20 protein-coding genes are annotated in these 18,437 nt (G+C 36.3%); 8 read left to right on the top strand and 12 right to left on the bottom strand.

Annotated features, from left to right (window positions below):
• Positions 1-18: 18 nt before the first annotated feature.
• The 3 genes from menA to R1T16_RS01505 are packed head-to-tail and all read left to right on the top strand — an operon-like array spanning position 19 to position 2,721.
• Positions 19-921 carry a 1,4-dihydroxy-2-naphthoate octaprenyltransferase gene (menA, locus tag R1T16_RS01515; RefSeq protein ID WP_317499290.1) on the top strand — a complete coding sequence of 301 codons (903 nt, stop codon included), beginning with the start codon at positions 19-21 and terminating at the stop codon, positions 919-921.
• Between the two features lie 33 nt (positions 922-954).
• On the top strand, positions 955-1,632 hold the full coding sequence (locus R1T16_RS01510; protein ID WP_317499289.1) for a metal-dependent hydrolase: 678 nt from the start codon (positions 955-957) through the stop codon (positions 1,630-1,632).
• Positions 1,633-1,677: 45 nt separating this feature from the next.
• Positions 1,678-2,721 (top strand): o-succinylbenzoate synthase, encoded by a 1,044-nt coding sequence (locus R1T16_RS01505; protein WP_317499288.1) that lies wholly within the window; start codon positions 1,678-1,680, stop codon positions 2,719-2,721.
• 39 nt (positions 2,722-2,760) lie between these two features.
• On the opposite strand, the gene R1T16_RS01500 is transcribed toward R1T16_RS01505, so the two are convergent.
• Entirely contained in the window at positions 2,761-3,387 is a 627-nt protein-coding gene (locus R1T16_RS01500; RefSeq protein ID WP_317499287.1) for a ferritin-like domain-containing protein, read from the bottom strand.
• A 185-nt stretch (positions 3,388-3,572) separates the two neighbouring features.
• Between R1T16_RS01500 and R1T16_RS01495 the strand changes: the two genes are divergently transcribed.
• A complete protein-coding gene (locus R1T16_RS01495) occupies positions 3,573-4,064 on the top strand; it encodes a DNA-deoxyinosine glycosylase (protein WP_317499286.1) in 492 nt (163 codons plus the stop codon).
• A gap of 751 nt (positions 4,065-4,815) precedes the next feature.
• Here R1T16_RS01495 and R1T16_RS01490 read toward each other — a convergent pair.
• From R1T16_RS01490 to R1T16_RS01465, 6 genes are read right to left on the bottom strand one after another with little or no spacing between them, the layout of a single operon-like run.
• A complete protein-coding gene (locus R1T16_RS01490) occupies positions 4,816-5,184 on the bottom strand; it encodes a DNA topoisomerase IV (protein WP_317499285.1) in 369 nt (122 codons plus the stop codon).
• A complete protein-coding gene (locus R1T16_RS01485; protein ID WP_317499284.1) occupies positions 5,181-5,771 on the bottom strand; it encodes a DUF1572 family protein in 591 nt (196 codons plus the stop codon). The genes R1T16_RS01490 and R1T16_RS01485 overlap by 4 nt, the downstream gene beginning before the upstream one ends.
• A gap of 1 nt (position 5,772) precedes the next feature.
• The gene (locus R1T16_RS01480) at positions 5,773-5,970 is read right to left on the bottom strand and encodes a DUF6095 family protein (RefSeq protein WP_317499658.1); all 198 of its coding nucleotides are present in this window, start codon (positions 5,968-5,970) and stop codon (positions 5,773-5,775) included.
• A 10-nt stretch (positions 5,971-5,980) separates the two neighbouring features.
• Complete coding sequence (gene murQ, locus R1T16_RS01475) at positions 5,981-6,796, bottom strand: N-acetylmuramic acid 6-phosphate etherase (RefSeq protein ID WP_317499283.1); 816 nt, start codon at positions 6,794-6,796, stop codon at positions 5,981-5,983.
• Positions 6,797-6,807: 11 nt separating this feature from the next.
• A complete protein-coding gene (locus R1T16_RS01470; protein WP_317499282.1) occupies positions 6,808-7,530 on the bottom strand; it encodes a ZIP family metal transporter in 723 nt (240 codons plus the stop codon).
• Between the two features lies 1 nt (position 7,531).
• Positions 7,532-8,263: a class I SAM-dependent methyltransferase gene (locus R1T16_RS01465; protein WP_317499281.1), complete on the bottom strand. Its 732-nt coding sequence runs from the start codon at positions 8,261-8,263 to the stop codon at positions 7,532-7,534.
• Between the two features lie 58 nt (positions 8,264-8,321).
• Here R1T16_RS01465 and R1T16_RS01460 point away from each other — a divergent pair, with 58 nt between their 5' ends.
• Positions 8,322-9,497, top strand: coding sequence for a class I SAM-dependent RNA methyltransferase (locus R1T16_RS01460; RefSeq protein ID WP_317499280.1), 1,176 nt, complete (start codon positions 8,322-8,324; stop codon positions 9,495-9,497).
• 5 nt (positions 9,498-9,502) lie between these two features.
• Positions 9,503-9,742, top strand: coding sequence for a hypothetical protein (locus tag R1T16_RS01455; protein WP_317499279.1), 240 nt, complete (start codon positions 9,503-9,505; stop codon positions 9,740-9,742).
• Positions 9,743-9,820: 78 nt separating this feature from the next.
• Here R1T16_RS01455 and ligD read toward each other — a convergent pair whose 3' ends face one another.
• The 4 genes from ligD to nudK all read right to left on the bottom strand — a co-directional run bounded on the left by ligD (position 9,821) and on the right by nudK (position 16,408).
• Complete coding sequence (gene ligD / locus R1T16_RS01450; RefSeq protein WP_317499278.1) at positions 9,821-12,451, bottom strand: DNA ligase D; 2,631 nt, start codon at positions 12,449-12,451, stop codon at positions 9,821-9,823.
• A 5-nt stretch (positions 12,452-12,456) separates the two neighbouring features.
• Positions 12,457-13,242, bottom strand: a complete 786-nt coding sequence (locus R1T16_RS01445) for a Ku protein (RefSeq protein ID WP_317499277.1) — start codon at positions 13,240-13,242, stop codon at positions 12,457-12,459.
• A gap of 164 nt (positions 13,243-13,406) precedes the next feature.
• Positions 13,407-15,713: an acyl-CoA dehydrogenase gene (locus tag R1T16_RS01440; protein ID WP_317499276.1), complete on the bottom strand. Its 2,307-nt coding sequence runs from the start codon at positions 15,711-15,713 to the stop codon at positions 13,407-13,409.
• A gap of 116 nt (positions 15,714-15,829) precedes the next feature.
• Positions 15,830-16,408, bottom strand: a complete 579-nt coding sequence (nudK, locus tag R1T16_RS01435) for a GDP-mannose pyrophosphatase NudK (RefSeq protein WP_317499275.1) — start codon at positions 16,406-16,408, stop codon at positions 15,830-15,832.
• Positions 16,409-16,593: 185 nt separating this feature from the next.
• Here nudK and R1T16_RS01430 point away from each other — a divergent pair, with 185 nt between their 5' ends.
• Positions 16,594-17,013, top strand: coding sequence for a hypothetical protein (locus tag R1T16_RS01430; protein WP_317499274.1), 420 nt, complete (start codon positions 16,594-16,596; stop codon positions 17,011-17,013).
• Between the two features lie 232 nt (positions 17,014-17,245).
• Entirely contained in the window at positions 17,246-17,650 is a 405-nt protein-coding gene (locus tag R1T16_RS01425) for a hypothetical protein (RefSeq protein WP_317499273.1), read from the top strand.
• 162 nt (positions 17,651-17,812) lie between these two features.
• Here R1T16_RS01425 and R1T16_RS01420 read toward each other — a convergent pair whose 3' ends face one another.
• Positions 17,813-18,319 carry a DUF2911 domain-containing protein gene (locus tag R1T16_RS01420; protein ID WP_317499272.1) on the bottom strand — a complete coding sequence of 169 codons (507 nt, stop codon included), beginning with the start codon at positions 18,317-18,319 and terminating at the stop codon, positions 17,813-17,815.
• Positions 18,320-18,437: the final 118 nt, after the last annotated feature.

The following is an 18,437-nucleotide window of genomic DNA, read 5'->3' as shown; positions in this document are numbered from 1 at the left end:
ATTAGATTATTATATACGATGGCAAATACAAAAGCCTGGCTTCAGGCAGCACGATTAAGAACATTACCACTATCAGTTTCAGGAATACTTGTAGGCTGCTTTTATGCCTTTTCGCAGGGATTCAGTAATTATGCAATTCTTGGATTTGCTTTGCTTACGACATTAGGCCTACAGGTGCTTTCTAATTTTGCAAATGACTATGGCGATGGCGTGAAAGGTACTGATAATGAAAACCGTATAGGTCCGCAGCGTGCAATACAAAGCGGTGCAATAACCGTACAGGAAATGAAAAAAGGCATAATAATTACTTCGGTACTGACACTGATTGCAGCCATCGTTTTAATATACATATCTTTTGGGAGCGAAAACTTCGTCTATTCTGTATTCTTTTTTGTTCTTGGCCTTGCTGCAATTGCTGCTGCTATAAAATATACAATTGGTAATTCAGCTTATGGATACAAAGGATTAGGTGACCTGTTCGTTTTTATATTTTTCGGGCTAGTAAGCGTTATCGGCTGTTATTTCCTATTTGCCCAAAAGGTAGACAGCCTTGTGGTGCTGCCGGCAATAACAGTAGGCTTACTTAGTGTAGCAGTACTAAACCTTAACAATATGCGTGATCAGGTGTCAGATGCACTTTCGGGTAAAAATACAATTGTCGTGAAAATGGGGGCAAAAAATGCCAAAATATACCACTACGCGGTAATTATATTAGCCTTGGGTCTAATGCTCACTTTTGCAGTCTTATCAAATTTTAAACCCGTACAGTATTTATTTTTAATAGCATACGTACCTTTTATACTGCATATAAAAACGGTGGCTAAAAATACTGTGCCGCGCGACCTTGACCCGGAGCTTAAAAAAGTAGCGTTGGGTACATTTTTTCTTTCTGTATTACTTTGTATAGTGCTACAGTTTTAAATTTAGAATTTCCAATTAATAAAAAACATACTTATGAAAATTACATTTTACGGACACGCCAGCTTAGGGATTGAAGTTGGCGGAAAGCACATAATAGTTGACCCTTACATTACAGCAAATGAACTTTCAAAACATATAGACATCATGCAGCTTAAAGCTGACTACATACTTCTTACCCATGCACATGGCGACCATATCTTAGATGTAGAAGCAATTGCCAAGAATACTGGCGCAGTAATCGTGTCTAATGCAGAGATTACCTCTTACTTTGAGAAAAAAGGGCATAACGTTCACCCAATGAATCATGGCGGAAGCTGGAATTTCGATTTTGGTAAGGTAAAATACGTGGTAGGGCACCATTCAAGTTCTTTCCCTGACGGTAGCTATGGCGGTAACCCCGGAGGTTTTGTGATTGAAGGGGAGCATAAAAATATTTATATAGCAGGGGATACGTCGGTAACCTTTGATATGAAGCTTATTCCTATGCGCACAAAATTAGATCTTGCCATCCTGCCGTTAGGAAACAACTTTACTATGGATGTTGAAGATGCTATTATAGCTTCTGACTTCCTTGAATGTGACAAGATTTTAGGTTACCATTATGATACCTTCGGATACATCAAAATTGATAAGGAAGACGCTATTAAGAAATTTTTCAATAAAGGCAAAGATTTAATGCTTCTCGAAATAGGCGGTTCAATCGAGTTATAGCCCCTTGTTTTACAAATCATTGTGATTTGCGACTAATAGAAAAGAATGGAAGCACATTATACTAAATATATTCTCGATTTTAAGCGTCCAAGCGGTACATCGCGTGGTATTATAACGCAGAAGGAAACTTGGTTTATCATTCTCGAAAAAGATGGTAAACAAGGAATAGGGGAGTGTGGAATACTTCGTTCATTGAGCATAGACGACAGGCCTGATTATGAAGAAAAATTAAAATGGGTTTGTAACAACATCCATTTAGGTGAAGAAGCATTGTGGGATGCCCTTATTGAATTCCCGTCTATTCAGTTCGGGATAGAAATGGCTTTTCAATCGCTTGGATCAGAATCTCCATATATATTGTTTCCTTCCGAATTTACTGATGGAACTAAAAACATTCCAATAAACGGATTAGTTTGGATGGGCGAGGAACAGTACATGAAACAGCAGATTGAGGAAAAGTTGGCTCAGGGTTTTAAATGCATTAAGTTAAAGATTGGGGCTATAGATTTTCAGAAAGAACTGAACCTTCTTAAATTTATACGACAGAATTTTGATAAAGATCAAGTTGAGATTCGTGTAGATGCAAATGGCGCTTTTTCTGCTGTTGATGCTTTGGACAAACTAAACCATATCGCAACCTACGAACTGCACAGCATAGAACAGCCGGTAAAACAGGGGCAGTTAAGTGTAATGGAAATGTTATGCGCAACAACTCCTTTGGAAATCGCTTTAGACGAAGAATTAATCGGTGTCTTCGGTTATGAAAAAAAGAAGCGTTTATTAGAAAAAATAAAGCCTCAATATATAATTTTGAAGCCAAGCCTTGTTGGTGGATTCAGAGGCTCTAAAGAATGGATTGATATCGCTGAAAGCCTAGGCATTGACTGGTGGATAACGTCAGCTTTGGAAAGTAACATAGGACTTAATGCCATTGCACAATGGACTTTTCTTCAGAACAATCCTATGCCGCAGGGATTAGGCACAGGAGCATTATATACTAATAACTTTGATTCTCCGCTGCAAGTAAAGAATGGAGAATTAATTTATAATCCTGACATCAGCTGGGATATAGATATTCGGGATATTTAGAAAAAACGGGGTTAATTTTAACCCCGTTTTTAAATTTTATTACATTTCCATACCGTCTTCTTCAGCAGCGTCAAAATTGATTGTGTTGTAAGCAGCTTCAGTTAACGTTATATCAGCTTCTTTTTCCTCTGCAAGGGTTTCATGAAGCAATGCAGCGGCTTCATCCTGCCCTAATGTTTTTGCAAAAGCGCAAATGGTGCCATAAGTAGCAATTTCATAATGTTCAATCTTTTGCGATGCAGCAATAATTCCGGCGTCACGAACCGCTCCAGGTTCAGTGCTTTCCATAATATCCTGACCTTCCTTTATAAGTCCGTCCATTGCTTCACATTTTTTGGCAACAGCTTTTTTACCTATAAGTTCAAATACTTTTTCGAGTCTTGAAATTTGCTCTTCAGTTACCGTAAGATGGTCTTCTAATGCCGCTACCAAATTTTCATTAGTTGCATTTTTTGCCATTTTAGGCAGCGCTTTTGTTAAGGCTTTTTCTGCCCAGTAAATATCTTTAAGACAGTCAATATAGAGTTCTTTTAATCCCTCGGCAGCCGTAGACTTAGCTTTTACCATTCTGGTTCTTGTGGTAGTAGCTCCTTTAGTTGCAGGAGTTGCTTTTTTAGCTCTTGAAGCTGCTGTCGTTTTAGCAGTGGTTTTTGTTGCTGTTTTCATGTTTTTAGTTTATTTTAGATTATAATACATCGGTTGTTCATATCAAAATTAGTTTACTGCTTATCAGTATATTGCTAACGATATCACAAAATATACTACTGTAACAATACTTTAACTTGCTGTGTTACAGAATGCTTAAAATAGTCCCTTACAATTATAAAATCATACAATAGATTTACATTTTAATGAAAAATGCTTTCCCTCCATTTGTAAATGCAGATTCTAAAATTCTTATACTCGGTACCATGCCGGGCGAAAAATCATTAGATTTACAGGAGTACTATGGTAACAGGGGAAACCAGTTCTGGAGATTATTATATGCAATTTTCCAAGAAGAGATTACTCACGATTACGATTTGAAAAGAAAATTTTTACAGAGACATAAGCTAGCTGTCTGGGATGTGCTGGCATCCTGTGAGCGGGAGGGAAGTCTTGACAGCAAAATAAAGAATGAAGTAGTAAATGATTTTGATGCGTTTTATAAAGAGCACCCGCAATTGAGAAATGTATTATTTTCCAGCAAAAATGCTGCAGCGTACTATGATAAGTATGTAGGAAGGAGACAAGATATATTTTATGATGTACTTCCGTCACCTAGCGGTGCAAACGCTACAAAATCATTTAGTGAAAAACTTGAAGAGTGGACAAAAAAAATTTTGCCGCTGATCAATAAATAACCAGCGGCAAAATCTTTTTTAAACTAATTGTTGTTACGACATAAAATATCTTCTAAGTCTTCTTTGTCTATAGCTTCTCATTGCGTTACTGATGGTCTGCTTAGCTCTTTGTTTTAAATTTCTCCATTTCATCACTTCTTTATATTTGGTTTGTTGGTTGCAAAGTTCAGATTTGTAAAATTGTTTATATCCAAAATAATGTTAAATAGTTAAATTTTAACTACTTAAAATAAAATGAACTATATAAATTAATTGTTTTTAACAAATTCTGCAATTAATTATATGTCTTAACGCAGATATTAACTAAAATATTACATCTAATTAACGGTATTTTAAAATTCGTTAAGATTAATTTAAGATTTTTTTGTACATTTATTCAGCCGATAAAATTTATATCAGCAATAATTACACACTTTACATATATGAAAATAGTTAAGACCTGAAAGTTCTATGTATAAATAGTCCTTTCTAATTTGTTAGCTGTATTGTTTAACCAATAAATTACAGGATTATGAAAATGTTTTGCTTTAATTACTTCGGTCGTAGCGTCTATTTTTTCAATACTTTATTTGATTATAGATTTTCCAAACTTTAATGGCATAGAAGATATCATCTATTTTTGCATCCAGTTTATTCTTGTATTGATATGTATTACCGGTATTATCATTAATATGCCATATCATAAAATCGCAAGGAAACCTAGAAAGAATGCTAAGTACATTAATCTTAATTAATACAGAGGTTCCTGATATTATAGCTTCGTTACCGTTCCTTTTTGTTTATTAGCATCTCCAACTATTGAAAATTCAAAAGTATATGAGTTTTCTTTTGTTGTTAGTATCTTCATTTGTACAGCTTTTTGTTCCTGCATATTTTTTGGATGCAGTTTCTGTAGAATGTATTCGCAGTCATTAACCCACCGTACAGACGAGGAATCTGTTTTGCCCTCAAAGGTTTCTATCTCTAAATTTTCGGTACGCTCAAAGTGGGTAATTTTCTTTTTGCCGTCAATTTCATATTCAAAACTGAATTTTCCGGTTTTAAAATCTTTACAATTGCGTTCCTGATTGTAACAAGATGCGAGCAAAACGATTAATGGAATAAATAGTAGTTTTTTCATTGGTTGTCAGGATTATTCAGTTTGTTTAATTCAGCGTCTATGAAATTTCGCTTCCCTTTTTCTTCAGAAAATTTCCCGCTGTTGTATTGGTTTGATTTATTTTTCGGTATCGAAAGACTATTCCATTTGCCTGATTTTAGTTGTTTTGCGTAGAAAACAATCTGGCCTACATGGTACGGATAATGCGCCAGCTGCCTGTTTATAGCCTCTAAAACTGTGTGGCCTTCATTTCTTATGTAGATAATTTCAGTTAGGTTTTCTGCATTCAGATTTTCTATAGCAGTAAAAAGGCAAGACCATCCTTCTTCCCAATTAGCCAGCAATGTTTCCTTATCAGTGTAAGGATTATCAAATTCATTGTCACGGTTGCGCCATTCTTTTTCTCCATCTGTGGTAAGAAAATCAGTCCAGCGTGACAACATATTGCCATTAAGATGCTTAACAATTACGGCAATGCTGTTAGTATCCTCATCAGCAGAGCAAAATAACTGTTCGGGAGTAAGCTGTTCCATTGCTTTTTCGGCCAGCGTTTTATAATACAGGAACTGTCTTTTAATGCTTCTTATGTAGTCTTCGGCTAAATCCATATTATTTATCAAACATGCTTTTCATAATAGTGCGTATTCCTAGGAACATAAGCCACATCCCGAAGAGACAAAGGAGGGCTCCAAATATCAATACCGGAATAAAAAGAACATTGTTCTTATTTACAAATGAGCTGTGTATAACTACGGGGCCTATAAAAAATAGAGGAAGAGCTCCTGTAAGGTAGCGTATACCTCGCATCAAGACTTCTTTATTTGTTCCCATACGCTTCTATTGCTTTTCTTACGTTTTTGTGAGCATCGAGTAACGCCGAAGCTTCTTCATAAGAAACTTTAATCTCATCCATTATCATTTTTACGCCACGGTCAACAAGCTTTTCGTTACTGAGCTGCATATCTACCATTTTGTTGCCCTTAACATGGCCTAGCTGTATCATTGTTGCAGTAGAAATCATGTTCAGCACCAGTTTCTGTGCTGTACCTGCTTTCATCCTTGAACTGCCGGTAACAAATTCGGGGCCTACAACAACTTCAATAGGGAATTGCGCAACAGCTGAGAGCGGGCTGCCGCTATTGCAGGTTATACAACCTGTAGCAATATTATTCTCGTTACACTTTTCAAGTCCGCCTATTACATAAGGAGTAGTCCCTGAGGCAGCAATACCTACAACAACATCATTGCTGTTTATATGATAGGCTGAAAGATCTTTCCATGCTTGTTCTTTATCGTCTTCTGCAAACTCTACAGCTCTTCTTATAGCGGTATCGCCACCGGCAATAATTCCTATTACAAGATCAAAGGGAACACCAAAAGTTGGAGGGCATTCTGAAGCATCAACAATACCGAGCCTTCCGCTTGTACCTGCGCCGATATAAAATAAACGGCCACCTTCTTTTAGCTTTAAAACAGTTTTGTCAACGAGTTTTTCAATTTGCGGCAGTGCTTTTTCTATCGCCAGCGGAACTGCCTTGTCTTCATTATTAATATTATGAAGCAGTTCTGCCACCGGCATTATCTCAAGATGATTGTATTTGGAACTCTGTTCTGTGGTTTTTGTAAAAGACATAATGAATGACTTTATGTAAGATTAAGAAAATAGGCCAGTATAACCCCTAAAATTATAACCAAAAGTTTTGCAAGATTGAATTTGTGACCTTCGCTGCTTTCAAAGATAATTGTAGATGAAATATGGAAAAGTATACCCACTACTATAGCAGAAATTTCGGTATAGTAATGGCTTATGAATTCAAGTTGCCCTGATATTAATGTTCCAAGCGGTGTCATTACGGCAAAAGCGAGCATGAAAAGCATAATTGCCGTTTTGTTTAAGCCTGAATTGATAAAGAATGCGGTAAGGATAATGGCAATAGGGAAGTGGTGTACAGCAATTCCCCAGGCCAGATCAGCGTGATGGCTTACCGGCATGCCTTCAAGCAATGCGTGTATACAAAGACTTACGAATAGCAGCCATGGCATTTTATGCAAATGCTCATCACCGTGAACATGTACATGGCCATGTTCTGCTCCTTTAGAAAAGTATTCCAGTATGATCTGGAAAACAATTCCAACCATAATAAAAATCCCTACAGGATTACCGTGAGAATGCTCATGGTCGTGTCCCTCGTGTGCATGAGCTGCACTTTCATAAACTTCAGGCAATAAATGTAAAACTGTAAGTGCTAAGAGAAAAGCACCGCTAAATGAAAGCAGCAGTTTAAGACCTTTCTTGTTGCTCGGTTTTAAAATTAAGGCTAAAATATAACCTATTATAACCGATAGCAGGGGTAATATGTATATCATGTTACTTAAAAATCATTATTAAACGCTCTGACTCGTTTTTAAAAAATTTCCTTAGTTTGTAATCTCCAAAAGTGTCTAGAAGATATATTCCGGCTTCTTCCATCATTGCTTCAAAATCTTGCAGCGTTAGCGCCTGAACTTTTTCAGTATAATGAAATTTTTCACCTTTGTCTTCAAAATCTATTTCCTTATAAATATGATTATCTAAAACGTAACGCTTAATGTAAAAATCAATCCCGTCAACAGTTTTTGTTTCTTCAGGAATCAGGTTTTTAATGACTTGGTTTACATTCATGAAATCAATTACACCAAAGCCATATTCTGTTAAGCTTTCGCAAATGGCTTTTAGGGTAACCACATTATCGCTGTCGTTCTCAAAATAGCCAAAGCTTGTAAAAAGATTAAATATTGCGTCATATTTTTCTTCAAAAGGAACACGCATATCATGTACTTTAAAATGCAGCGTGTCGTTAGTATGTTCTGAAGCAATTTTTATACTATTTTCAGACAGATCGGCGCCCGTTACATCATACCCTAATTTATTAAGGTAAATGGAATGACGGCCTTTGCCACAGGCGAGATCCAGTATTTTTGCTTCTTCAGGCAGATTAAGGTATTCGGTTATGTTATCCATGAAAAGTTGTGCCTCTTCGTAGTCTCTATCCTTATATAATATATGATAATAAGGAGTGTCAAACCAGGACGCAAACCAGTTATTCGTTTCTTTTTGCATATTCATTGAGTGTACCGGCAAAATTAGTTTATTTTTGCCAAGAATTCGATTCAGCTACATGGAAAATAATTTTAAAATGATTGCCAAAACCTTTTTTGGTTTTGAAGAAATACTTGCCAGAGAACTGCAGGTTTTAGGAGCTCAGGAAGTAGAGCAGGGTGTGCGTATGGTAAGCTTTAAAGGCGATAAAGGCTTTATGTATAAGGCTAACCTATCGTTACGAACTGCACTTAAGATACTTAAGCCTATTTATTACTTCAGGGCATATAACGAATTGAGCCTTTATAAAGGTATACAAGGCATAGACTGGTCCAAATATTTAAATGCAAATCAATCGTTTGTTATAGATGTTACATTGCATTCAGATCATTTTAATCACTCGCAGTTTGTAGCGCTTAAAGCTAAAGATGCTGTAGTTGACCAATTTAGGGACCGTTACGGCAAAAGGCCAAGTATTGATAAAGATTTTCCTGATCTAAGGATCAATCTTCATATCCACGACGACCAGTGTTCTGTTGCGCTGGATACTTCGGGTAATTCATTACACCAGCGTGGTTATAAGACTGCTACTAATATAGCCCCTATAAATGAAGTGCTTGCAGCAGGAATGCTATTGCTTTCGGGGTGGGATGGCCAGGGCGATTTTATGGATCCTATGTGTGGTTCAGGTACAATATTGGCCGAAGCAGCAATGATTGCATGCAATATTCCTGCAAACATTAACCGTAAGGAATTTGCTTTTGAAAAGTGGAATGACTGGGATAATGATCTTTTTGATATGATTGTTGATTCATTAATGAAAAAGGTAAAAGAGTTTCATTATACGATTACAGGATACGATAAAGCGCCTTCGGCAGTTATGAAGGCTAAGGATAATATCCAGAATGCCAACCTTGATGATTATGTTACAATTCGCCAGCAGGACTTCTTTACATCAGAAAAAGAAACAAGAGGGCCGCTGCATATGGTATTCAATCCGCCCTATGGCGAAAGGCTTGATATAGAAATGGAGCGTTTTTACAGGGAAATTGGCGACACGCTAAAACAAAGCTATCCCGGTACCAATGCATGGTTTATCACCGCAAATCTTGAGGCACTTAAATATGTAGGCCTTAAGCCTTCGAGAAAAATTAAGCTCTTTAATGGTAAGCTTGAAACACGTTTTGTAAAATATGAAATGTATGAAGGCAGCAAGCGAACTAAATTTCAAAAAGACACTAACGAAACAGAATAAAGAATATGAAAATACCAAAGCAAAATAAAGCCTTTATATATAATCTTCTGGGATTTGTTTTCTTTTACTGCCTGAGCTATTTTTTGTTATTTACATTTACACAGGCAAGAGGCTTATGGCTTCCGCTAATTTCGGCAGTTGCTACAACATTGCTGGCTCCTAAATTTCAGCATGCAAGGCAAGCGGGAGGTGACACAATTTATATGAAGTGGCTCTTTATCAAAGGTATCAAAGAAGTTAAATAATATTAGAAAGGCTGTCTGATTAATGAGGCAGCCTTTCTAATATCTTACATTTCACAATATAAAAAATTAAAAATCGATTTATTCGCTTAATTTATCCAGGACATCTTTTAGGTCTATAGCGTCGTCGAAGAAATTCTCCCATAAATCTCCTTTTTCTTTTACTCTTTGCGGCAGTGTTTTTATGTTATAGTCTTTTAGGCTAAATTTGTCCGTTAGTTCTTCCCATTCCAATGGTGTGCTGGCTGTTGCTCCTTCACGCGGACGAAGAGAGTAGGCGCAGGCCATTGTTTTACCTTTACCATTTTGGAGAAAGTCTAGATATATTTTACCTATACGGTTTTTAGGCATCCTTTCCAAACTTGTTATTTTTGGAAGTGCTTTGTGTACAGCTTCACTTATAATATGTGAGAAATTCCTAGTCTGGTCGTAGGTGTATTTTGGAAGAATCGGGATGAATACGTGCAGTCCTTTGCCACCGGAGGTTTTTAGGTAACCTTTTATATTTAGGCTGTCTAAAATCTCTTTTACTTTTTTGGCGGTAGTCACCAGATCTTTTATGGATGCTTTGTTAGGATCAAGGTCAAAAATAATGTAATCGGGATTATTGATGTTACCCACACGGCTGCTCCACGGATTTATCTCAATACAGCCAAGATTAGCCATATATAGCAATGTTTCTTTATCGTTGCACATAAGGTATTCAATACTTTCTCCTTTAGACGATGATTTAATTTTTCTTGTCTTTGCCCATGATGGTGCTTTGCCTGCCATGTCTTTCTGAAAGAAGCCTTCATTCTTTATACCATCGGGATTACGGCGAAGAGATTGCGGCCTGTCTTTTACATAGGGTAAGAGGTAATCGGCCATTAAATTATAGTAGTCTATTACATCTCCTTTTGTGTAGCCTTCCTCCGGCCAAAAGACTTTGTCAGGATTTGTAATTTCAACCTTTTCAGTATCAAAATCTGCGGTCAATTTCAAGTCTTTATCCACTTTCTTATCGTTTTTTGTATCCACATCTTTTTTAGGATTTTCTTCGGGAACAATATCTGTAATCGCTTCAGGCTTTTCTCGTGTTACATCCGCTGGTTTTTTATCTGTCCGAAGAGCAATGAATACAGGATGCCTTAGGCTTCCTGTCTCGGTCCATTCAGAATATTTTATCTGGGCTATGAGTTCAGGTTCTACCCAGTGCACCTTTGGTTCTTTTGGCTTCACTTCAAAAGGCGATGTTTTACGTTCCAGCTTTTTAAGTTTAATATACATCTCATTAAGCAATTCCTCGTTGAAGCCGGTACCTACTTTCCCGGAATAAATAAATTTCCCATTTTCATAATAACCAAGTATAAGAGAACCAAAGCCGGTGCGTGATCCCTTAGGCTCTGTGTAGCCACCAATGACCATCTCCTGTTCTTTAGTCACTTTTATTTTAAGCCACTCTTTAGATCGTTTATTGATATGATAAGTAGATGTGATTTTCTTTGCTATCAGCCCTTCACCACCATTTTTTTCGGCCTTAGCTAATGCTTTTGTTCCCTTGCCGATTATATGTTTTGAATAGATTATTTGATCTGTTTGTGGCAAAATTGCCTCCAGTATTCTTTTCCGCTGGAGTAGTTCTAACGATGTTAAGTCATAACCGTTAAAATAAAGAATATCAAAAACGTAACATTTAAGATTTCCTTTATCCGGATTGTCCTGATAATGCTGCAGCCATTGAAAATTAGTTTTACCTTTTTTATCTTCAATTACAATCTCACCATCAAGAATCAGGTCATCTTTTAAAACACTAAAAGTATCCACTAATAATTTATATTTATCATTGAACGATAATCCATTACGAGACACTAACTCAACTTTTTGTTTATATATTTGAATCATTGCGCGGTAGCCATCATATTTGTTTTCAAACATCCATTCATCGCTGTCAAATATCTCATCTGCCAGCGTTGCAAGTTGCGGCCTCCATTCTTTTGGAAATGTTTTACAAACCTTTGCGTCGGCTACATCTTCAGCAGTAAAAGTGGCAGATTCCTTAACTGACTCACCCACTTTATTGGTTTCTTGTTTATTTAAGATATTATTCTCGTCCCCATCATCAGATTGTTTTGCCGGCTTATTACTTTGCCAGGTGTCAGATTTTTTATCGTTTTCGATTTCATCAAGAGTGCGTCCGGTTAGTACCGAATGCTGATTGTAGTCCTTTTTATCGGCATATTCATCTTTTCCTTTCAACAGCAGCCATTCATCCTGCTTACCGCTCATTCGCACTAAATGATAAGCCCCTTTAAGCTTCTTACCATTCATAGTAACTTTAATATTGCCCTCATCGTGCATTTTACGAAGCATCTTTTCGCTTTCGGCAACATCGTCAGATCCCTCTGCTAAATAAGTTCCTGTATCCCAAACCATAACTGTTCCGCCACCATATTGACCTTTTGGGATAGTACCTTCAAAATCAATGTAGTCCATCGGATGATCTTCTACTTGCATAGCAAGGCGTTTGACTGATGAGTCAGTACTCGGTCCTTTTGGCACCGCCCAGCTTACAAGCACGCCGTCAATTTCTAAACGCCAATCATAATGCAGGCGAGAAGCATCATGTTTCTGAACAACAAATCGAAGCTCCTTACCAGACTTCTTTACTTTACCTTTAGGTTCAGCAGTCTTTTTAAAATCCCTCTTTTTATTATATTCAGATAGTTTCATAATAATTAATTTTTAATGGCAGCAAGGCTTGCTTTAAGCTGCTCCAGCAAATCATCTTTAGCTTCAGGCGTCTTTTTGCGTCTTCGCGGAGCAGGCTCTTTAGGTCCGGACTTTGCGGTTGCTTTCTTCTTGATCATTTTGATCAATTCTGCCTTGTAAGTGTCTTTGTACTTTTTTGGATCAAAAGTATCAGTAAGCTGATCTATGATACTCATAGCCATATCAAGTTCTTTTTTAGCTATCTTAATGTCTTTAGGGATTAATCCTGCTTCGTCAGGATCGCGAAGCTCATCTTCAAAGCGTATCTGGATGAGCAGGATAGCATCTTCCTCAACTTTTAAGATGCCAAGATGCTCGGTTGTCCTCATAACAAACTTACACAAACCTACTTTGCCTGATTTTCTTAGCGCTTCCCTTAATAAAGCATATACTTTCTTGGCTTCTTTTGCCGGTTCTGTTATGTAGGGCTTTTCTAAATATTTAGATGGAATCTCTTCTTCTCTAATAAACTCGAATATATCCAGTGACTGTGTCTTTTCAGGTAACACCTTTTCAAAATCACTTTTGTCAAGTATTACATAGTCGCCATTTTCTTTACGGTAGCCTTTGGCAATATCTTCCCATGGTACTTCTTTGCCATCTTTTTTACAAACACGGACATACTGTATGGCACATTTATCTTTTTGCCTCACCATATCAAGGGCTATTCTGTGGGTTTGCGTGCCGCTATATAATTTTATTGGGATATGTACCAGTCCGAAACTGATACTGCCTTTCCATAATGCTTTCATGTTTATATCCTTGAGAGTTAATAAACTCAAGTTAGAAAGAATAAAAAATAAAGCATAGCTATTTAGTACTCTTTTCACAATAATTTTATTGTATGGTTCTGAAAACCAAATAAAAAAGGCGAATACTGCACAGTATTCGCCTTTTAGATAATAATTTTATTTTTTTATGCTTCAGCGGCTTTATTAGTAACAATTGCACCAAGGCAGCTGTCAGGAATATTAAACGCATCTACTAGCGGTACAGCATCCTGACGGATTTCCCAGCACAGCTGGCTTACCATTTTGCGTATCGCTTTTGTTTTTATGCCCTCCATATATCCTTGCTCAAGATACCAGGCCTTATGCTGTTCCAGCTTATTAAGAGCAAATAAATTATAAAGCCTCTCCAAAACTTCTTTTAAACCCTCATCTGTAACCAATTCTAATTGTGCCTGAAACTGCTCCAGGAAGACCCTGTCAAGAAAGCTGTCAGCAATTTGTATCATATGTGGATGCATAACGTTTACAGCATCAAAAGCCTCGAGACCATCATCAATTAATCTCTTGAAACGTCTTGCAGCAGAACTCACAATTTCTTTTTCCCGATAGTGAAATGCTTGTAATTGAAAAGTTTTATCTTTTAAATGGCTGTCATCTGTATTTCGTGTGGCAATAGGATTTTTTTCGGTGATTGAGGTCTTTGCCTTATCTACAACATAACTAAAAATAGTAGAGACATTCATTTCGCCAAACTGTTTCCTGAATTCTCCCAGGCGATTTTTAGCGGTCAGTTGCATCAATACTGTATTGTCACCTTCGAATGTGGTGTATATCTCTGTATCGTTCTTCAGGTCGTCTATACGGTTTTCACTTAAATATCCTTTACCGCCACAGGCTTCACGACATTCCTGAAGAGTATCCCTTGTATTCCAGGTAGAATATGATTTCATTCCCGCCGCGAGCGCTTCAATTTCCTGCATCTCGTCTTCGGTACGGTTTACAAAACGTTTTGTAAGATACTGCAAGCCGAAATGTATCGCATAGGCATTTGCTAAATAAGGCATAAGCCTTAGCTGATGCATCCTGTAATTAAGAATTGGTACTTCCTGACCACCTTCAGGTCCAAATTGTCTTCGCTTATCTCCATATTTTATAGCTGTTGTTAAACCTGTTTTAGCGGCAGCAAGTGCCGATCTTGGTATCCCAATTCGTCCCCCCACCAGTGTGCCAAGCATAGTGAAGAATCGCCTGTTATCACTAGGAATAGGGCTTTCAAATTCTCCATTTTCATTTACCCGGGCAAAACGGTCAAGCATATTTTCATAAGGAATTACAACATTTTTAAAGGTCAGGATTCCGTTATCTACGCCATTAAGACCCATTTTGTGGCCGCAGTCTTCTATTGTAACTCCCTGAAGCGTGTTCTTATCAGAATCGCGAATAGGCACGACAAAAGCGTTTACGCCATAATCTTTATCGTCTATTACAAGCTTTGCAAATACCGTAACCATTTCGCCATGGTTTGCCGTATTGCCTATATATTCTTTTCGATCATATTTCTCAGGAGTATTAATGGTAAATGTCCTGTTCTTGTGATTATATATTGCTGTAGTTCGCGCACCTTTAACGTTAGAGCCATGGTGTGTTTCGGTCATTGCGAATCCCCCTGGTAATTTTAAGGAAGCAATATCTTTGAGGTATTTTTTGTAATGTTTTTCAGTCCCAAGTGATAAAATACTCATTCCCCAAAGACCAAACTGCACTCCAAACTTTATCACTAAACTTAAATCATGATAGCTAAGCGTTTCCATTATAGAAAAATATCCTTCAATATCACCTTTACCACCATGCTCTTTTGGATAAGCGTATGAGCCAAGCCCATGTTGAGCTAATATTTTACTCCAATCCAATACTTTTTCCCTGTATTCCATTGTGTCTGTAGGAATATTCAATGCAAATTCCTGAGAGGAAATAAGAGCTTTAACTTTATTGATTACTGCACTTTGAGTACCATCTAGAAAGGCAGTAAGTTTCTTTACATCAAAACTTTCAACCGTTTTATATTTGTCAGTAATTGTGTCCCTTTGCTTCCTCAAACCCGAAATTACTTCACGGCTCATGATACCAAGATCGGATTCCATTTCTGCAAATGAAACTCCAATTTTCTTTATATCATCTTCATTGAGAGCGGGTCTCTCAGCATTAGCCATAAGAATTCCTAATTCGGTAAGATTAGTTGAATTTTTACCGGAATCAAGCGCTTTATCTATTTTCTCTTTCCAGTGAAACAGCTCAGAGCGAGTAGGGGGAGAAGCGTAGTCAATTTTAGATTTTAAAAAATCTTTTTCTGCTTTTGTAAACCAGTTCTGATTTTTTATAAAAGCATTAAGTGCATTAAATTCATTTTTTGAAAGCGTATCATCCTGCCATGCCAAATAAAAAACAGGAATGAGTATGTTTAATTTGGGATTGGTATTAAATGTAATATCCATAATGTAAGTTTTAAAACTTAAAAATAAGCAATTCCCTACACTATAAACCGCAAAATACTGTTAAACTAACAAGAAGATAAAATCCCGGATAAAACATTTTATCCGGGATTTATTTGCTAAAATAAGCTATTGATTTTTGCATACTGAAGCAGCATTATCGTTTTTGCGTCTTTAATAATTCCTAACGCAATCTTATCGTAGGCATCGTTAAACGAAAGTTCAAGAACTTCTATATTTTCGTGTTCCTTATCAAGTCCGCCGCCATCTCCGGTTTTCATCTCTTCAGAATAAGCCCCAATAAAAAAATGAATTATTTCTGTCACAGAGCCGGGTGACATGTATACCTCCATAATCTTTTTAACATCAGAGAGTGTGTAACCTGTTTCTTCTTCGGTTTCACGCCTTATACACGTTTCCGCGTCATTTTCATCCAGTACGCCGGCGCATGCCTCAATCATTAGTCCTTCAGTATTTCCGTTAAACCACGTAGGAAGCCTAAACTGACGCGTAAGTATTACTGTTTGCTTCTGCTTATTATATAGAAGTATTACAGCACCGTTACCACGGTCGTAAACTTCACGTTCAGAAGTCTGCCAGCTGCCGTCATTAAGTTGATAATCGTATTTAACTTTATTAAGCACACCCCAATTATCAGATAATAAATTGGTTGAAATAATTTTTATTCTATCAGACATTTTTATTTATTGTTGGTACTACAAAGATAACGGTTGCGTATTTATTAAATTACAGATGTTAGGGTATTTTATTACACATTAACAATAACGCAAGGTAGCTACCACATTTAAACTAAAATAGCAAACAATGAATTATTAAAACTTGTTATATTTACAACCTAATATTAATCCAGAATAAAATTAAAATGAAAAAATTATTTATCTGCTTCCTGTTAACGATCGCATTTGGATTTACAATGAGTGCACAGGACAAATCGGTACCATTATCTATTAAAAATTTCGAATTGTATTCAATCCTTAAAAAAGGAAATACTTTTAAAGATTTTCCGTCACTCCCTGAAACTGTTACTGAGCATTATGTTGGCGGAGAATTACAGTACACGACTGCCGAAACAGATAAATTTACTCTTAAGATTATGGCTGACGGTGAATTCAGGTTTAAAATAAAAAAGCCTGCAACAACATTTGCAGATCAGACGTATTTTATCAGATTTCCTAACAATACAGTCTTTGGTTACGCATTGCAAACACGTAAAGATGGTGTTGTACAGGCAACAGTATACCAAGGGGAAAAATTTGTTTACACTGGCGAAATTAAGAAGTAAAAATAGTTATTCTAATAATTAAAGGCAGCTATGTGTAAGCTGCCTTTAATTTATAATTTAGATTGTTATTTGAAAAATAGATATTATGTTAATTTTATGATAAAACATAAGAATTACCTTAAATTATAATTTTTTACACCATTTTTAGCATATTTTTATGCATATATGTTATCAATTTTGGAGTTTAGATGTAAAAATGATTTATATTTGATACGTCAAAATCCCAAACTATATGAAAAAAATATTCTTATTTATTGCGATACTGGTTACAATAAATGTAAATTCTCAGACAACTCAAAAGCAGGTTGAAATTTCAAAGAAAATTCTAACGATTGTAAACAAAATAAAAGCAAACGACTATTTTAATTTTATAGCAAGTCCGGATAAAATGTTTGAAATTTACGATTGTAAAGGGACATTAGATTCTTACAAAGTTAACGGAGAAAATTATTTTATTAAAATTGATACAGATAACAACATTGTTGTATATTTCAATAATGGCCAGTATCATTTTAATTTAGTTGATAATGATCTTGTAGGCTATGGATATAGCCTGGATACAAGGCAAAGAGAACTTACCACATATTATTTCCAAAACAATAAAACAGTAAAGAAATCAACAGTCAGCAAAACATAAATTGAGCGGGTCCTTTTCCCGCTTTTTCCAATAGCCATTTTGACTTATAATGTATATTATGTAAAATAATAAATAGAAAAACTAATATTGGCTCTATATCAATCATAATAAGAAAGCTCGCTCACCATAAGTCAGCGTGCTTTCTGTCAATTTAATTTTGAATTATTTTACTGAAACCGGAATATCTAAATTTTCCCAGCTTAATATAATATTATTTTTTTCCACTGTATATAACAGGCTCTCATTTGCTTTAGCAGATTTTTTAGTCTTAACATCAACACGTAAAAAATCTTTCGCTTTATCATAATTGAAAACGCTCATTTTTGGATCGCTGCCAAAAATAACTGTCGCAGAACCTTTTTGAGGGATTACATATACAGCATATTTCCCGGCAGGTAAATCTTTGCCCTCAACTTTAAGCGCTTTTGTAGTTTCAATAGTCGTAGGTGCATTTGCGCCGGCACGCCATAGTTCATTGTAAGGAACCAGTTCTCCCCAAATTGCCCTCCCTTTTACAGACGGGCTGCTATAGCTAATCGTAATTTCTGAACCATTTATTGTTCCTTTTGCAGTCGCAGCTGGACTTGCAGGTTTTTTATCCTGTGCAAAGGAGATTGTTGTAAAGAAAACCGCAGCTATGATAGCTGTAAATTTTGTTGTAAATTTCATTTTTAAGGTTGTTTAAATTTAATGGCGTAAAAATAGATAACAATTTGCGACATATTAAAATTTAACAAACCTTTAAGATTTTGACGGTCTCTTTTTATTTTTATAAAACGGTAAAAAG

Source organism: Flavobacterium sp. DG1-102-2 (genome assembly GCF_033042555.1).
Taxonomy (GTDB): Bacteria; Bacteroidota; Bacteroidia; order Flavobacteriales; family Flavobacteriaceae; genus Flavobacterium.
The sequence above is the reverse complement of the archived record's forward strand: the minus strand, read 5'-3'. Positions and strand labels throughout refer to the sequence as shown.

Coding starts and splice junctions, on each gene's coding strand:
- menA (WP_317499290.1), top strand. CDS start 19: ATGGCAAATACAAAAGCCTGGCTTCAGGCAGCACGATTAAGAACATTA.
- R1T16_RS01510 (WP_317499289.1), top strand. CDS start 955: ATGAAAATTACATTTTACGGACACGCCAGCTTAGGGATTGAAGTTGGC.
- R1T16_RS01505 (WP_317499288.1), top strand. CDS start 1,678: ATGGAAGCACATTATACTAAATATATTCTCGATTTTAAGCGTCCAAGC.
- R1T16_RS01500 (WP_317499287.1), bottom strand. CDS start 3,387: ATGAAAACAGCAACAAAAACCACTGCTAAAACGACAGCAGCTTCAAGA.
- R1T16_RS01495 (WP_317499286.1), top strand. CDS start 3,573: ATGAAAAATGCTTTCCCTCCATTTGTAAATGCAGATTCTAAAATTCTT.
- R1T16_RS01490 (WP_317499285.1), bottom strand. CDS start 5,184: ATGAAAAAACTACTATTTATTCCATTAATCGTTTTGCTCGCATCTTGT.
- R1T16_RS01485 (WP_317499284.1), bottom strand. CDS start 5,771: ATGGATTTAGCCGAAGACTACATAAGAAGCATTAAAAGACAGTTCCTG.
- R1T16_RS01480 (WP_317499658.1), bottom strand. CDS start 5,970: ATGCGAGGTATACGCTACCTTACAGGAGCTCTTCCTCTATTTTTTATA.
- murQ (WP_317499283.1), bottom strand. CDS start 6,796: ATGTCTTTTACAAAAACCACAGAACAGAGTTCCAAATACAATCATCTT.
- R1T16_RS01470 (WP_317499282.1), bottom strand. CDS start 7,530: ATGATATACATATTACCCCTGCTATCGGTTATAATAGGTTATATTTTA.
- R1T16_RS01465 (WP_317499281.1), bottom strand. CDS start 8,263: ATGCAAAAAGAAACGAATAACTGGTTTGCGTCCTGGTTTGACACTCCT.
- R1T16_RS01460 (WP_317499280.1), top strand. CDS start 8,322: ATGGAAAATAATTTTAAAATGATTGCCAAAACCTTTTTTGGTTTTGAA.
- R1T16_RS01455 (WP_317499279.1), top strand. CDS start 9,503: ATGAAAATACCAAAGCAAAATAAAGCCTTTATATATAATCTTCTGGGA.
- ligD (WP_317499278.1), bottom strand. CDS start 12,451: ATGAAACTATCTGAATATAATAAAAAGAGGGATTTTAAAAAGACTGCT.
- R1T16_RS01445 (WP_317499277.1), bottom strand. CDS start 13,242: ATGAAAGCATTATGGAAAGGCAGTATCAGTTTCGGACTGGTACATATC.
- R1T16_RS01440 (WP_317499276.1), bottom strand. CDS start 15,713: ATGGATATTACATTTAATACCAATCCCAAATTAAACATACTCATTCCT.
- nudK (WP_317499275.1), bottom strand. CDS start 16,408: ATGTCTGATAGAATAAAAATTATTTCAACCAATTTATTATCTGATAAT.
- R1T16_RS01430 (WP_317499274.1), top strand. CDS start 16,594: ATGAAAAAATTATTTATCTGCTTCCTGTTAACGATCGCATTTGGATTT.
- R1T16_RS01425 (WP_317499273.1), top strand. CDS start 17,246: ATGAAAAAAATATTCTTATTTATTGCGATACTGGTTACAATAAATGTA.
- R1T16_RS01420 (WP_317499272.1), bottom strand. CDS start 18,319: ATGAAATTTACAACAAAATTTACAGCTATCATAGCTGCGGTTTTCTTT.